15 protein-coding genes are annotated in these 13,864 nt (G+C 63.5%); 7 read left to right on the top strand and 8 right to left on the bottom strand.

The window, feature by feature from the left end; genetic code table 11:
- Window positions 1-69: 69 nt before the first annotated feature.
- From AWB68_RS28050 to AWB68_RS28030, 5 genes are all read right to left on the bottom strand, one after another.
- Window positions 70-1,329 carry a PriCT-2 domain-containing protein gene (locus AWB68_RS28050; protein ID WP_087647597.1) on the bottom strand — a complete coding sequence of 420 codons (1,260 nt, stop codon included), beginning with the start codon at window positions 1,327-1,329 and terminating at the stop codon, window positions 70-72.
- A gap of 18 nt (window positions 1,330-1,347) precedes the next feature.
- Window positions 1,348-1,668, bottom strand: coding sequence for a helix-turn-helix transcriptional regulator (locus AWB68_RS28045; RefSeq protein ID WP_087647596.1), 321 nt, complete (start codon window positions 1,666-1,668; stop codon window positions 1,348-1,350).
- Window positions 1,669-1,810: 142 nt separating this feature from the next.
- The gene (locus tag AWB68_RS28040) at window positions 1,811-2,278 is read right to left on the bottom strand and encodes a hypothetical protein (protein ID WP_087647595.1); all 468 of its coding nucleotides are present in this window, start codon (window positions 2,276-2,278) and stop codon (window positions 1,811-1,813) included.
- Window positions 2,279-2,623: 345 nt separating this feature from the next.
- Complete coding sequence (locus AWB68_RS28035) at window positions 2,624-3,904, bottom strand: tyrosine-type recombinase/integrase (protein WP_087647594.1); 1,281 nt, start codon at window positions 3,902-3,904, stop codon at window positions 2,624-2,626.
- 247 nt (window positions 3,905-4,151) lie between these two features.
- Window positions 4,152-4,490: a hypothetical protein gene (locus AWB68_RS28030; protein ID WP_087647600.1), complete on the bottom strand. Its 339-nt coding sequence runs from the start codon at window positions 4,488-4,490 to the stop codon at window positions 4,152-4,154.
- Window positions 4,491-4,738: 248 nt separating this feature from the next.
- On the opposite strand from AWB68_RS28030, the gene map reads away from it, so the two are divergent.
- From map to AWB68_RS28000, 6 genes are all read left to right on the top strand, one after another.
- Window positions 4,739-5,521 carry a type I methionyl aminopeptidase gene (gene map, locus AWB68_RS28025; RefSeq protein ID WP_087647593.1) on the top strand — a complete coding sequence of 261 codons (783 nt, stop codon included), beginning with the start codon at window positions 4,739-4,741 and terminating at the stop codon, window positions 5,519-5,521.
- A 162-nt stretch (window positions 5,522-5,683) separates the two neighbouring features.
- The gene (locus AWB68_RS28020; protein ID WP_087647592.1) at window positions 5,684-6,223 is read left to right on the top strand and encodes a GNAT family N-acetyltransferase; all 540 of its coding nucleotides are present in this window, start codon (window positions 5,684-5,686) and stop codon (window positions 6,221-6,223) included.
- Window positions 6,224-6,370: 147 nt separating this feature from the next.
- Complete coding sequence (gene minC / locus AWB68_RS28015; RefSeq protein WP_087647591.1) at window positions 6,371-7,144, top strand: septum site-determining protein MinC; 774 nt, start codon at window positions 6,371-6,373, stop codon at window positions 7,142-7,144.
- 78 nt (window positions 7,145-7,222) lie between these two features.
- Window positions 7,223-8,038, top strand: coding sequence for a septum site-determining protein MinD (gene minD / locus AWB68_RS28010; RefSeq protein WP_087647590.1), 816 nt, complete (start codon window positions 7,223-7,225; stop codon window positions 8,036-8,038).
- A 9-nt stretch (window positions 8,039-8,047) separates the two neighbouring features.
- Window positions 8,048-8,302 carry a cell division topological specificity factor MinE gene (gene minE, locus AWB68_RS28005; protein ID WP_087044906.1) on the top strand — a complete coding sequence of 85 codons (255 nt, stop codon included), beginning with the start codon at window positions 8,048-8,050 and terminating at the stop codon, window positions 8,300-8,302.
- 285 nt (window positions 8,303-8,587) lie between these two features.
- The gene (locus tag AWB68_RS28000) at window positions 8,588-8,896 is read left to right on the top strand and encodes a YXWGXW repeat-containing protein (protein WP_087647589.1); all 309 of its coding nucleotides are present in this window, start codon (window positions 8,588-8,590) and stop codon (window positions 8,894-8,896) included.
- A 135-nt stretch (window positions 8,897-9,031) separates the two neighbouring features.
- On the opposite strand, the gene AWB68_RS27995 is transcribed toward AWB68_RS28000, so the two are convergent.
- On the bottom strand, window positions 9,032-10,408 hold the full coding sequence (locus AWB68_RS27995) for a chloride channel protein (RefSeq protein WP_087647588.1): 1,377 nt from the start codon (window positions 10,406-10,408) through the stop codon (window positions 9,032-9,034).
- A gap of 312 nt (window positions 10,409-10,720) precedes the next feature.
- Entirely contained in the window at window positions 10,721-10,900 is a 180-nt protein-coding gene (locus AWB68_RS27990; RefSeq protein WP_087647587.1) for a hypothetical protein, read from the bottom strand.
- A gap of 251 nt (window positions 10,901-11,151) precedes the next feature.
- On the opposite strand from AWB68_RS27990, the gene AWB68_RS27985 reads away from it, so the two are divergent.
- A complete protein-coding gene (locus AWB68_RS27985; RefSeq protein ID WP_087647586.1) occupies window positions 11,152-12,285 on the top strand; it encodes an OpgC domain-containing protein in 1,134 nt (377 codons plus the stop codon).
- 43 nt (window positions 12,286-12,328) lie between these two features.
- On the opposite strand, the gene AWB68_RS27980 is transcribed toward AWB68_RS27985, so the two are convergent.
- Window positions 12,329-13,633, bottom strand: coding sequence for an MFS transporter (locus AWB68_RS27980; protein ID WP_087647585.1), 1,305 nt, complete (start codon window positions 13,631-13,633; stop codon window positions 12,329-12,331).
- Window positions 13,634-13,864: the final 231 nt, after the last annotated feature.

Raw genomic sequence — 13,864 nt, 5'->3', positions numbered from 1 at the left:
CATGATCACGACAATTACTCCCGTCGACCGGACAACATAGTTGTCGACGACCGGACAAGACAGTTGACGCTATCCAGCATCCTCGCGATTTCGGGTGACGGCGAGCACGCGCAGCGGCGTGCAGGTCCACTGGTCGGTCAGCACTGCGGGCGCGTTGCCCTTTTCGTACTTGACGCGATGCCAGTACACCCCCGGTTTGAGCACGTCGCCGCCGCACTCAACTGGCGCTTCATACATCCGCCAGCACGGGCGCTCATTGAGCGCGGGATAGCGCGTCGTATCGGCGACCGGAGCATCAGGAACAGCCGCCGCGTTAATAGCAGCGCGCACCGCATCGGCCCCATTCGCCTGATGCAGGTCGTTGAAGTCCGTCTGGTCGTTGTGACGATCCACACCGAAGTCCGGCAATGCCAGCTTCACGCCAGCAGCGAGCACGGCCTTGCGTGCGTTGCTTTCACCATTGCCTACGTCTCCCGCAACGACGATTGCGGCGGCAGGATGTTGTGCGCGCATGGCGTCCGTCACCTTGTGGATGTTCGAGCACGACAGCGCCGCGACGGTCGCTGCGCCGGTGCATTCATATATGGAGAGCGCCGTGGCGACGCCCTCAACAATCACGATCTCGCTGACGCGCGCTGGAATGGGCACGGCGCTCCAGCAACCGCCTGCCTTCGCGCCGCCCGCGAGAGCCGATTTGCGGCCCGCCTCGTCGATCATTTCCAGCGTGCTCAGCCTGCCGTCGATTTGCACTGGCGCGACAAGCACGCGGCCCTGTAGGGGCTCACCGTTTGATTTCGGCGTGTAGTTCGCTAGCGCCGCCAGTTTCGTCGCGTCGATCTCACGCAGCGCTTCGACGGCTCGCACGCCCTTGCGCGTCAAGTAGGGGTGATCGTCACGCGCGGATGTCGCCTTGTTCCAAACCGCGAGCGCAACCGTGGCGGCGTGCTTGAGCTTCGTGTCGCGCGCAGCCAGTTCGCTCGTCTTTCGTTTCTGGCGCTGCGCCTCGCGTTGTGCGCGCGCGGCAAGCGGCAGCGGCGCAGGACGATTCGAGCGCGTATCGAAGCCATAACGCTTCGCGATCTCAAACAGCGTGCCGATAGTGATGCGACCGGGCGTTTGCGAGAGCCACGTATCGCGTGCGGCGGGGGCGTGGTACTTATCGCCATTCGCGCTCCAGAGGCAGAACAGGTCAAACCCGGCGTCGCCGAGTTCCGTTTTCAGCGCCGCCGCAATGCGCCGCCAAGTTTCGCGATCAACGTCCGGCGGAATATGCTCAAGCGCAATCCTGATGCGCTCATGCTCCGATATGGCAAAATCGGCCTCAGACATAGTTGTTCCTTGGCCCGCCTATGCGGGCTGTTTTTTTTTCGATGCGTCGAATTCGCCGTCGTGCTTTGCCTGGTACGCACGAACGCGCTTCAATTGCTCGCTGCGCGAAGCCGCGCTCTTTTCGGCTTTCGCGGCTAGCCAGGCGTCCAGCCCGCACGTCAAAAACAGCGTGATCCCCGGAGCAGGTTTGAACGGTTGCGGAAAGTCTGGGTCGCCCTTGACCAGCTTCCACAAGGTTCCGCGCGCGATGCCGAGATAGGCGGCGGCCTGCGTGGGGCGCTGGGCAGCGGGGGCAACCCGCTTCGACGTCTCTGCGTGCGGGTGTGCTTCGGTGTGCATTGCTGCCTCCTGTTGTCGACACAGGAAGCATCCGCCTGCTGCCCCCGTTGCGGTCAACCCCGCAACCCGTTGCGGGCTGGATGCGTTGCCGGACGCGGGCGAAGGTCGGCAACCCGCAACCCCTTGCGAGCTCGTGACGTTTTCAGGTCTGCCGGCCGCCACCCTTAACCCGCCTGACGTTCGCGCCACCGGGCTTCGCCTCGTTCGCCTTCGCCCTCGCCTCGACCAGGTGTTTCGCTATCGTGGTGGCGGAAACCCCCAGCTCGCGGGCAAGCGTTGTCGTCGGATTGCGGACGCCTTGCGCTTGCAGCAGTTGATGCGCCGTTATCAGCTCGGCCAGTTGTTCGGGCGTCCACGGCCCGGGGGCCTGATTGCCCTTCCGCTTTGCGAAGGCGGGCCCCAACAGCAGGCTCGTGTCGGCGGCATCCGGTTGCAGCGGGTCGTTTGCAACTTGCCCCCCATCGATCAACGCTTCGTCGCGCATGAAGGCGATGAACTCGTCACGCGCGAAAAACACCCGCACGAACGGGTCGAACGGCCAGCGCAATGGCATGCCGTCGCGCATCTTCGCACCGTCGCTGAATCGTGGCGTCTTCGTTTCGGCCAGCACGGCACTTTTTCCAACGCGCGGCGTAAGTCTTCAGCTCTCTGCGTTGCGGCAACATCGAGGTCGAACGGATCACCGTCCACGAGCGCGCTGCTACGCTTCAGGTACTCATCCAGCGGGAGGATGCGAGGGGGCGGCGCACCTTGGGTGCTGTAGTGGTGGGCAGCGAAATCCGAAATGAACGTCTCAGCGTCGATCACGTCGCCGCCGTCGTCGCGCCAGAATTCCACGCGAACGTCGCGTGCCGGTTTACGCTTGTCACTAGCCATGTGCCGCGTCTCCTTACAGACGGGTGTTGCGTGGTCAGGCGGCATGTATTGTTCGCGCGATGCGTGCCGCCGTCTCCGGTTATCTTGATTGTCCTGCGCGCAGCGGGATCACGTCGGCGGTGTCCGTCGCCGGTTCGGTCGCAAGATAGGCGTCCCAGGCGGCCATCAGCTCGCGGCGGCGCATGAACAGGTCGCTGCGCATATAGGCCGCTTCGGTTTCGTCTTCGATACCGTGTGCCAGCGCGTGCTCGCAGACTTCGCGGGAGAAAGTCGTCTGCTCGGCGGCCCACACACGAAAAGAGCTCCTGAAACCGTGCATCGTGTATGGCAGCGACAGCCGGCGCAGTAGCGCGGTCAACGTCATGTCCGACAGCACGCCGCCACGCGGAGCGGGAAAAACCAGTTCGTCCGGGTCCGGCCGCGCGGTGCATGCCCTCGCGGCGCGCATCTCTTCAAGAATCGCGATGCAGCGATCCGACAGCGGCACGCGATGCAGCTTTCCTGCTTTCATCCTCCCGGCCGGGACGGTCCAGCACCGCGTCGAGAGATCGAATTCGCCCCAGGTTGCCGCGCGTGCCTCGCCGCTGCGTGCGGCCGTCAGGACGATGAACTCGAAAAGACGGCGCGTCGCCGGGGAGGACGTCGTCCCCCGAACGGCACCGACGATTTCGTGTGCCTGCCGGTAGGGTGCCGCCGCGAAATGCTGGCGCTTCGCCTTGCGCAGCTTCGACGCCTTGGGCAGCACGGCGGCAACGTCAGCCCATAGGGAAGGATCAACCGGCGGTCGATAGCCCATGCTCGCCGCGAACTGAAGCACGGCTCGCACACGTCCCAGCACGCGCGCGGCAGTTTCGGTCTTGGTGGTCCAGATGCCGTTGACGGCAAGCAGGATGGCGGCCTTGTCCACCTGTTCGACCGACCACTGGCCAAAAATCGGAAACGCGTAGGTTGCCAAAGTGTTTTCCCACTGCTGGCCGTGTTTCACATTGCGCCATTCACAGCGCTTATTGGCGATGCACTCGGCCGCCGCTTCGGAGAAGGTGCGTCGCTGCGCGGCCGCGTGCTTCTTTTCGCGCCGCGTGGCCCTGCGCAACTCAATGGGGTCGTCGCCATCATGCAGCTTCCGGCGTGCCTCAATGCAGCGTTGTCGCGCCTCGGCGAGACTGACCAATTGCAGCGAGCCCAGACCCATCTCGCGCAACCGGCCGTGCTGCCGGAACCTAAATACCCAGCTCTTGCCGCCGTTCGCTGTCGGAGATTTTCCGATCACCAGATACAGGCCACCGCCGTCGGGCAGATAGCCCGGATTCGTTGCGCGCTTGACCGCAAGCGGCGTCAGACGGTTGTATTGCCGCGCCATAGGACACTCCATTCGTTCCCATGCTCCGTTCCCATACTTTGGAGCAAGATTCGAGTGTACAGCCGGCGACATGAGGAAACAACAAAATTGACGCGAACGGCCTGTGACAAGGCATCCAGAGTGACGTCAATTGACCGTCGTTGACGGCGGGAGACAGCGATTATGGCGGACACCCTTTCCGCCAGGATTAAAAAACCCCGCAAGTCGAAAGACTTGCGGGGTTTTTGCTATGTGCCGCGCGCGCTACTCAAGTCGTACACCGCGCAATATCAAACCGCAACTCCGGCTCCGGCAACCCACCGTAATCCCCCTCGGACTTCTGCACTTTCACGATCGATCCATAGCCCGACGGCGTCAGCGTAACGAGCCACGCGTTCGGCCCGACGAGAAGCTCGGTCGATCCGCTGTTACGTGTCGTTTGCACGGAAGGCAACATCCGCTCGAGGCAACTCGAAATATCCGACGCCGTCCGCGCCGACGAAACGTGAATGACGGGTTTCGACGCGCGCAACTCGGGCCCGCTGGCCGAACTACAGGCGGCGAGAAGAAACGCGGCGGCAACGACAGTGAGGCGAGATAAGGACATGGAACTTGAACCAACCATAAAAGAGCCCAATAGACCGTAAACGCCGGCACAAAACAAGGCCGTTTGCGCCCGGATACAAATCCGTCGATCGAGAGAGATCGAAACCGATCGACTCCGCCCAAAAGGCCATCGCCCTGACCGATCAGCCGGCGATGCTATCATCGCCGACAATCCGCCCTCGACGCGCCCGCCGCATCCTCACAGCGCGAACGGCGACCGACTCCATTCCCGCACGACCGCTCGACCTCATGGCCATTACGCTCAAGACGCCCACCGATATCGAAAAACTGCGCATCTCCGGCCGCATGGCCGCCGAAGTCCTCGCGATGATCGGCGAGCATGTCCGCCCCGGCGTCACCACCGACGAACTCGACGCGATCTGCAACCGCTTCATCGTCGATGAACTGAAGGCCATTCCGGCCAACGTCGGCTATATGGGATTTCCGAAGACGGTATGCACGTCGGTGAATCACGTCGTCTGCCACGGCATTCCGGGACCGAAGGCGCTGAAGGACGGCGACATCATCAACATCGACGTCGCGATCATCAAGGACGGCTACTTCGGCGACACGAGCCGCATGTACTACGCGGGCACGCCGAGCCCGCAAGCCGCGCGCCTCTGCGACACGACGTATGAAGCGATGGTCGCCGGCATCCGCGAAGTGCGGCCGGGTGCGACGCTCGGCGACGTCGGTCACGCGATCCAGTCGGTCGCGCACCGCGAGGGCTTCTCGATCGTGCGCGAGTACTGCGGGCACGGAATCGGCCGCGTGTATCACGAAGACCCGCAAGTGCTGCACTACGGCCAGCGCGGCGCGGGATTGCGCCTGAAGCCGGGCCTCGTCTTCACGATCGAGCCGATGGTCAACGCGGGCCAGGCGGCGACCCAGCAATCGCGCGACGGCTGGACCGTGACGACGAAAGACCGCTCGCTCTCGGCGCAATGGGAGCACATGGTCGCCGTCACCGAGGACGGCTTTGAACTGCTCACGCCATGGCCCGACGGCACCGGCCGTTACGCAACGCCATGAGCGAGGTGATCCGTAAAAACAGCGCCACCCGCAACGACTCCGCGCCGCGAGCCGTTTGCCGAAAATAAAAAATTGACTCGACCATCCGTTCGGTTGAAGCTACGGAATGGTTGGAATCAGGCTGGAATCAGCCAGAAAGAGCCAGAGAGAAAAATCGCCCGCATGAGCCCTTCACTGACCGTTCGCCGCATCGCCGCGCATCAGGGCGCAGTCTTCCGCGAGCTTCGTACGGCCTCCCTTCGCGAGGCGCCGTACGCCTTCGACGAGACGCTCGAGGACGCACTTCTCGCCGCGGCATCCAGTTTCGACGACACGGCCGCGCACCACGCGAACTCGCCGGCCACCGCCACCTTTCTGCTGTACACCGAAGGCCATCCGGCCGGTCTCGTCGGCGCGTTCGTCGATGAAGCGGCGCTCGGCCGCGCATTCGTCCACGCGCTCTGGGTCGCGCCGGCCGTGCGGCATCTGCGCGGCGGCGAACTGCTCGTCAACGCGGCGTCGCAATGGCTTGCGGACCACGGCGCGTCGGAGATCTACGCCTGGATCGCCGATGAAAACCGCACCGCGATGCGTTTCTACGAGCGTCTCGGCTTCGGCCCGACCGGCGATCGCCGGGCGATGCCGGCGCATGTCGAAGTGTGGGAAACGCTGCTCGTGCGTCACGTGCACAATGAGGAACAAGACGCGCCGGACACGGCGTGAACCGTTCGACACGCCTTCGCTTTTTTGCCGCGCCGGCGTGCGCCGGCAGGCATCGTTCCCCGCAGTCCCTATCGCGCGAACCGGTCTTAAAAAATATGGCCGAGTGCGCGCACGCCTGTAAAATACGCAAAATTTTTGGCCGTTCCTATGTCGCTCAACAAAACGCCCTTTTTCGAACTGCGCAGCGGCTCCGTCGATACGCTTCTCTTTGTCGTCAAGACCACCGACCTTGACGCGCTGCGCACCGAACTCACGCGGCGCTTCGAAGCGACTCCCGAGTTTTTCGCCAACGATGTCGTCGCGATCGACGTGCGCCGTCTCGCCGATACCTCGGCGACCGACCGCGTGTCGCTCGACGATCTCGCCGCGTTGCTCGCGAGCGTGCGCATGCGGCCGATCGGCGTCGTCGCGCTGCCGGCGCAGGCGTGGGCCACGCAATGGGCGTCGAAGGGCGGCCTGCCGCTGCTCGAAGCACGCGACCGGCGCGGTGCGCCGAAGCCGTCGGAAGGTACGGCGAGCGCGAACACCGAGGCCGCCGCCGTGATCGAGGCCGCCGTCGCGAAGACGCCGCCGCCCGCGGCCCCGTCGCCGACGACGATCATCGAGCGGCCGCTGCGCTCCGGCCAGCAGGTCTATGCGAAGGGCGATCTCGTCGTGCTGGGGCTCGTGTCCTACGGCGCGGAAGTGATCGCGGAAGGCCACATTCACATCTATGCGCCGTTGCGCGGGCGCGCGCTCGCGGGCGTGCACGGCAACAACGACGCGCGGATCTTCTGCACCTGTCTCGAGCCGGAACTGATCTCGATCGCGGGAATCTACCGGACGACCGAGAACCCGTTGCCCGCCGATGTGCTCGGCAAGTCGGTGCAGATCTGGCTCGACGACGAAAAACTGATGATCGAACCGTTGCGGCTCACCTGACGCTTCTGCGCCTGAAGGCAATGGCGCGCACTCGGGCAGGCAGCAGGCGGACTTAATTGACGAACACAAGGTAACTGTATGGCAAAAATCATTGTGGTGACTTCGGGGAAGGGCGGCGTCGGCAAGACGACCACCAGCGCGAGCTTCTCATCGGCGCTCGCTTTGCGCGGCCACAAGACGGCCGTGATCGACTTCGACGTCGGTCTGCGCAACCTCGACCTCATCATGGGCTGCGAACGCCGCGTGGTGTACGACCTGATCAACGTGATCCAGGGTGAAGCGAACCTGAATCAGGCGCTCATCAAGGACAAGAAATGCGAGAACCTTTTCATCCTGCCGGCGTCCCAAACCCGTGACAAGGACGCGCTCACGATGGAAGGCGTGGAGAAGGTGATCAACGACCTGATCGCGATGGACTTCGAATACATCGTGTGCGATTCGCCGGCGGGCATCGAATCGGGCGCGCTGCTCGCGATGCACTTCGCCGACGAAGCGCTGATCGTGACGAATCCGGAAGTGTCGTCGGTGCGTGACTCGGACCGCATTCTCGGCATCCTGTCGTCGAAGACCAAGCGTGCGATCGAGGGCAAGGAGCCCGTCAAGGAACATCTGCTGATCACGCGCTACAACCCGAAGCGTGTCAGCGAAGGCGAAATGCTCTCGCTCAACGACATCCAGGAGATCCTGCGCATCGAACTGATCGGCGTGATTCCGGAATCGGAAGCGGTGCTGCATGCGTCGAACCAGGGTCTGCCCGCCGTGCACCTCGATGGTACCGACGTCGCCGAATCGTACAAGGACATCGTGTCGCGATTCCTTGGCGAGGAGAAAGCGCTGCGTTTCACCGACTACCACAAGCCCGGTCTGCTGCAACGCATCTTCGGCACCAAGTAAGGGGACGCAATGTCGATTCTTTCGTTTTTGCTGGGCGAGAAAAGGAAGTCCGCTTCGGTTGCGAAGGAACGCTTGCAGTTGATCATTGCGCACGAGCGCGCGGGTGGCAAAGCAGCCGCTGATTATCTGCCGGCGTTGCAACGGGAACTCGTTGCCGTGATTTCCAAGTACGTGAAGATTTCCAATGACGACATACGCGTGAGTCTCGAGCGTCAGGACGATCTCGAAGTGCTGGAAGTGAAGATCGAAATTCCGCAGGCGTAAACGCAACTTCGCGTCAATTCGCGACTGTTCGTTTAAGGCGCGCTCGCGGCGAAGCCGTCGGCGCGCACCGAAGAAAACAAAAGCCAGGATCAGGTGATCCTGGCTTTTTGTTTTTCGACGCTATCGTTTGCGTGAGCACGGAAGGAATCGTCGGGTCTTTCATCAATATTCCGTTGCACATTCGGCCTCGTGGTTACACGGCCGATGTCGGCTGAATGCGTGCCTCGCGCATTGAACCGGTACCGCAACGCTCGCCGACCCGGCGAATAACAAACGAGGCCTGTCATGAAAATCTCTCTCCGTGTCCTGCTCGCTCAAACCGCGATTGTCGCTGCCGGTGCAATGGCTGTGGCGAGCGCGTCGGCCCAGGTCGTGATCGTCGCGCCGAGTGCGCCGCCCGCCGTGCGCTACGAGCCGGTGCCTCCGGCGCGCGCGGGTTATGTGTGGGATCGCGGTCACTGGCGCTGGGATCACGGCCAGTACGTGTGGGCGCCGGGACACTGGCAGGTTGAGCAAGTCGGACATCGCTGGACGGAAGGCCATTGGGCCGCTCGCGAGGGCGCGTGGCGCTGGGTGCCGGGACATTGGGCCTGAGCCGGAGCGACGCGATGAAACGATTCATATTGATCGCGATGCTCGCGACGATGCTGGGCGGCTGCGTCGTCGTGCCGGCGCATCCTTACTACGCCCGGCCGGCTGCGAGCGTCTTCATCTACTAACGGCGGGCGCCTAGTTCCGAGGTTCCGCGTCTTCTTCCTCGATGAGCGCTTCCGGCACTTCGGGCGAAGGCGCGGGCGACGGCAGCGGCATATGCGCCATGTAGCGCTCTGAAAGCGCCTCATAGAGCGGCGGCGCGAAGAAGCGCGACACGCGGCTCGCGATCAGCGCGGTCGCCATCAGCGAGATCACGAGCGCGTGGCCGTCGATCATCTCCATCACGATGACGAAGGCCGTGATCGGCGACTGCGTGACGGCGGCCAGATAGCCGACCATCGCCAGCGCGATCAGCATCGGCAACTGCATGTGGTCGAAGACCATGTGCAGCACGTTGCCGAAGCCCGCGCCGATCGACAGCGACGGCGCGAAAATGCCGCCCGGAATGCCCGGCAGGTATGAACCGACCATCGAGATCATCTTGAGGAGCGGGTAGAACATCGAAAGCTGCTCCCGGCCTTCGAGCAGGCCGCGCGCCTCCGCGTAGCCGCTGCCGAACGTGGTGCCGCCCGACACGAGGCCGACTATCGCGATGATGAGCCCGCACAACGCGGCGAACACGACCGGCCGCGACGTGTGGAGCCGGCGCAGCGGCGCCGGAATCCATCTGGCCGTGTTGAGCAGCAGCCAGCAGAAGACGCCGCCCGCGATGCCGGTGACGATCGCCGTCAGCACGACGGCTACCGCCAGCGAATCGGGAAAGTGCTGGCCGATGTTGATCGTGCCGAAGTACGTGTAATTGCCGTTCAGCCCGAGCGCGACGATCCCCGCGAGGATGATGCCCGTGATCAGCACGCCGCTCGTGCGCACGGAGAAACTGCGCGTGAGTTCCTCGATCGCGAACACGATGCCGGCAAGCGGCGTGTTGAACGCCGCCGACAATCCGGCCGCCGCGCCCGCGAGCACGAGTTGCCGCTCGATCAGTGAATTCGATCGCGGATAAAGACGCCGCAGGTTGAACATCAAGGCGGCGCCGACCTGCACGGTCGGGCCTTCGCGGCCGATCGTGAAGCCGCCGAGGATCGCCAGGAACGACACGGCGATCTTGCCGCCGAGTATGCGCAAGCTCAAGAGACGCGCGCCCGACGCGGACGTCGGCCCGTTCAGCACCGCGATGACCTGTGGAATGCCGCTGCCTTCGGAGCCGCGAAAGAATGTGCGCGTGAGCCACACCGAGAGCGCGGCGACGGCGGGCGTGATCAAGAGCGGCAACCACACGTGCTCATGCTGCGCGGTTCGAAAGACGTTGTAGCCCCAGTCGATCAGGCGCGCATACAGCACCGCGACCAGTCCGACCGCGATCGCGCCCAGCCAGAAGATCCCATAGCGGCGCCAGATGCTTCGCGCGCGACGCACGGTGACGATCGGAAGAGAGCGGAGCGCGCGAATCATACGGATGGCCACCGGCAAAGCGTCGATTATAGCGAGCCATCTCGAAAACAAAGCCCATGCAACGGGAAGTAAAGACGGGAAGAATGCGTGGAAAGGAAAAGAACAGGCGCGAGGCTTTCGCCACGCGCCTTCGAAACGCTCCCGTCGGGGAGGCGGGAGCGGAGAGGAGCCGGTTCGTGCCGCCTATCCGAAGTGTCGTGAAGTGTCGGACGGCGGCCCGTTATTCCTGCGACCCGAAATACGCGGCGCAGTTCAAGTTTCTGTGCGCATGCTGAAAGCAGATTGAATTAAATTCTGAAGCAAGGGATTAACTCACGCTGTCAGAATTTCGAAAGCCACTACTGCCGCGATTGCGCCTAGATTCGCGATCAGCGCCTCGCACAGAATGCCGCGCCAGCTTTGTGGCCGGAAGCGGATTGCAAGCATCAATGCTGTGAACAATGCGATGGCGATAATCGCGACGAGATGCGAACTTTGAAGATGAATACGCATGTCCCCGGCTCCCTGACAAGGTTTCGCGGCGCGGCCGCATTATCATGCTGATTAATGTCAGTATATGCGGCGGCGCGGCGGACGCAAATTCGACAAAAAAGCCATTCTCACGCCATATTCGATTGATTAGATCGATAGTTCATCAAATAAATCTTGTATTGGGGAATCTTTTCCCTTAGCTTCGTACAAACCCGAATGAGCAAGGCGCGCGTTTGGTCAGGCGCCGGCATGCGGATGCGGAGCTTTCATCGATGACATCACCGACCGGACGTTCACTGGAAGTCGATTTCTTTCGAGGAATTGTCCTGCTCATCATCGCGGTCGATCACATCTCGGGAAGCGTCCTTTCAAATTTTACACTGCATAAATACGCGTTCTGCGATTCCGCAGAGGTATTCGTATTTCTAGGCGGTTATGCATCGGCGGCGGCTTATACGGCTCTTGAATCGCATCGGAGTGAAACAGCGGCACGCCGGCGCTTTTTCAGACGCAGTTGGGAGATTTACCGCGCTTATCTGTTCACCGCTGCACTGATGCTGCTTTCCGGCGCGCTGCTGATGCTGCTGCGCATTGATTCTCCGATGCTCGGTTATACCGAATGGCCGACGTTTCTCGACCGGCCATTCGAACTGCTCGCCGGAGTCGCGACACTGCGCCATCAGCCGTATCTGTCGGCGGTATTGCCGATGTATGCGCTCTTTGCGCTCGCGGTGCCGCTGATCGTGCCGCTCGCCGCGCACAGGCCCGTGGTCGCGCTCTTCGGCAGTCTCGGCATCTGGCTCTTCGCGGCGCCGCTCGCGCATATGCTGCCGTCCGCGTCCGCCGAAGGCTGGTCGTTCAATCCGTTCGCCTGGCAGTTGATGTTCATGGCGGGCATTTTCGGGCGCGTCCAGCCGGTCAGCGCCGAGTTTCACGCAAGCGCGACCGCGCGCTGGCTTACGCGCGCCGCGATCGCCGTGCTGCTGGTCTTCGCGTTCTTCAAGCTTTTCCTCGAAGTCGCGCCGCCGCCCGGCTACATGAAGCAGAACCTGGCGACGCTGCGCATCGTCAGTTTCGGGGTGATGGCGTGGGTCGTCGCGCGGGCCGTGCAGGCCGGCTGGATCAAAACGCTCGCGCGCAGCCTGCCGGGCGTCGTGACGATCGGCAGGCAAGGACTCGTGTGCTTCATCGCGGGAACCGGCGTGTCGCTCGTGCTCGACACCGCCTTGCGCGTGATTCCCGCCGGCCATTTTGCGTGGGTCGCGGGGCTTGCCGCCGATGCCGCCGCGATCGGTAGCCTGTTGTGGCTCGCGCGATTCTGGCGCGATCGCAAGAACGAGCGGCGATTGCCTGCCGTCAACGCGCAACCGGTGCCCGCGCACGCGGCGAACCGGCCCGAGCGCTGAACCCGCGCGCGCTCGACTCGATCCGGCAATTCAGCGATCCAGCTCAACTCAGCGTGATATCGCGCGTCTCGCGCATGCACAGCACGCCGACGAGGCTCACCGCCGCCGCCACCGACACATACGCGCCGACCCAGGCCAGTCCGCCGCGATTCGCGAGCAACTGCGCGATGTAGGGCGCCACCGACGCGCCCAGAATCCCGCCGAGGTTATACGCGACGCCCGCGCCGGTGTAGCGCACGCTCGTCGGGAAGAGCTCGGGCAAGAGCGCGCCCATCGGCGCGAAGGTCACGCCCATCAGGAACAGTTCGAGCGTCAGGAAGAGCGCGACGGCGAACGTGTTGCCGCTGCCGAGCAGCGGCGCCATCGTGAAGCCGGACAGGATCGCCGCGATGCAGCCGACGATCAGCACCGGCCTGCGTCCGAAGCGGTCGCTGGCGCGGGCGGAAATCGGCGTCGCGATCGCCATGAAGATCACGGCGAAACACAGGAGCCCGAGGAATTTCTCGCGCGAGAAGTGCAGTGTCGAGACGCCGTACGAAAGCGAAAATACCGTCGAGATGTAGAAGAGCGTGTAGCAGACGACCATCGCGAGCGCGCCGAGAAGCGTCGGCGCCAGATATTGCCCGAGCAGCGTCGCGATCGGCACGCGCACGCGCTCGTGCCGGTCCATGGCCGCGCGAAACGCCGGCGTCTCCGCGATCTTCAGGCGCACGTAAAACCCCAGCCCGACCAGCACCGCGCTCACGATGAACGGCACGCGCCAGCCCCAGCTGCGAAACTGCTCGTCGGAGAGCGACAGCGCGAGGCCGAAGAAGAGGCCGTTCGAAGCAAGAAAACCGATCGACGGCCCGAGCTGCGGGAACATCCCGAACCAGCCGCGCTTGCCCGGCGGTGCATATTCGGTCGCGAGGAGCGCCGCGCCGCCCCATTCGCCGCCGAGCCCGATGCCCTGCCCGAAACGCAGGATGCAGAGCAGGACGGGCGCCAGACTGCCGATCGAAGCGTAGCCGGGCACGAAGCCGATCAGCGTCGTCGAGAGGCCCATCACGAGGAGCGAGGCGACGAGCGTCGATTTGCGTCCGATGCGGTCGCCGAAGTGGCCGAAGATGAACGAGCCGATCGGCCGCGCGATAAATGCGATGCCGAATGTGACGAACGCCGACAGTGCCTGCGCCGCCGGCGAGCCGTGTGGAAAGAACACCGGGCCGATCACGAGCGCGGCGGCGGTGGCGTAGACGTAGAAATCGTAGAACTCGATGGCGGTGCCGATGAAGCTCGCGAAGATCACGCGCGAAGTGCTGTTTTTTCCGTCGTTGGGCTCGGCGGCGGAAAGCGATGCTGAGGACATGGAGTCTCCGTTGTCGTGGTGCTGGATGTTCGTCGCCGCGTGGTGTCTCGGCGCGTTCTTTTTTTGAGGGGCAGCGGGCTTCCCGCGCGGCGCGGAGGATGAGGCGAGGGTTCGCCTGCGTTTCGGGCGCCGCGCATGAGTAACGCACGGGCCGCTTGCCGGGCTTCGCCATGCGTGCGGTCGGCACGCGGCAAAGGCCCGCGCCGGTCGGAGCCAGGCTGGGGTGCCGAA

The organism is Caballeronia choica (assembly GCF_001544535.1).
Lineage (GTDB): Bacteria > Pseudomonadota > Gammaproteobacteria > Burkholderiales > Burkholderiaceae > Caballeronia > Caballeronia choica.
Note: the sequence above shows the minus strand (reverse complement) of the source record. Positions and strands in the feature narration are given on the sequence as shown.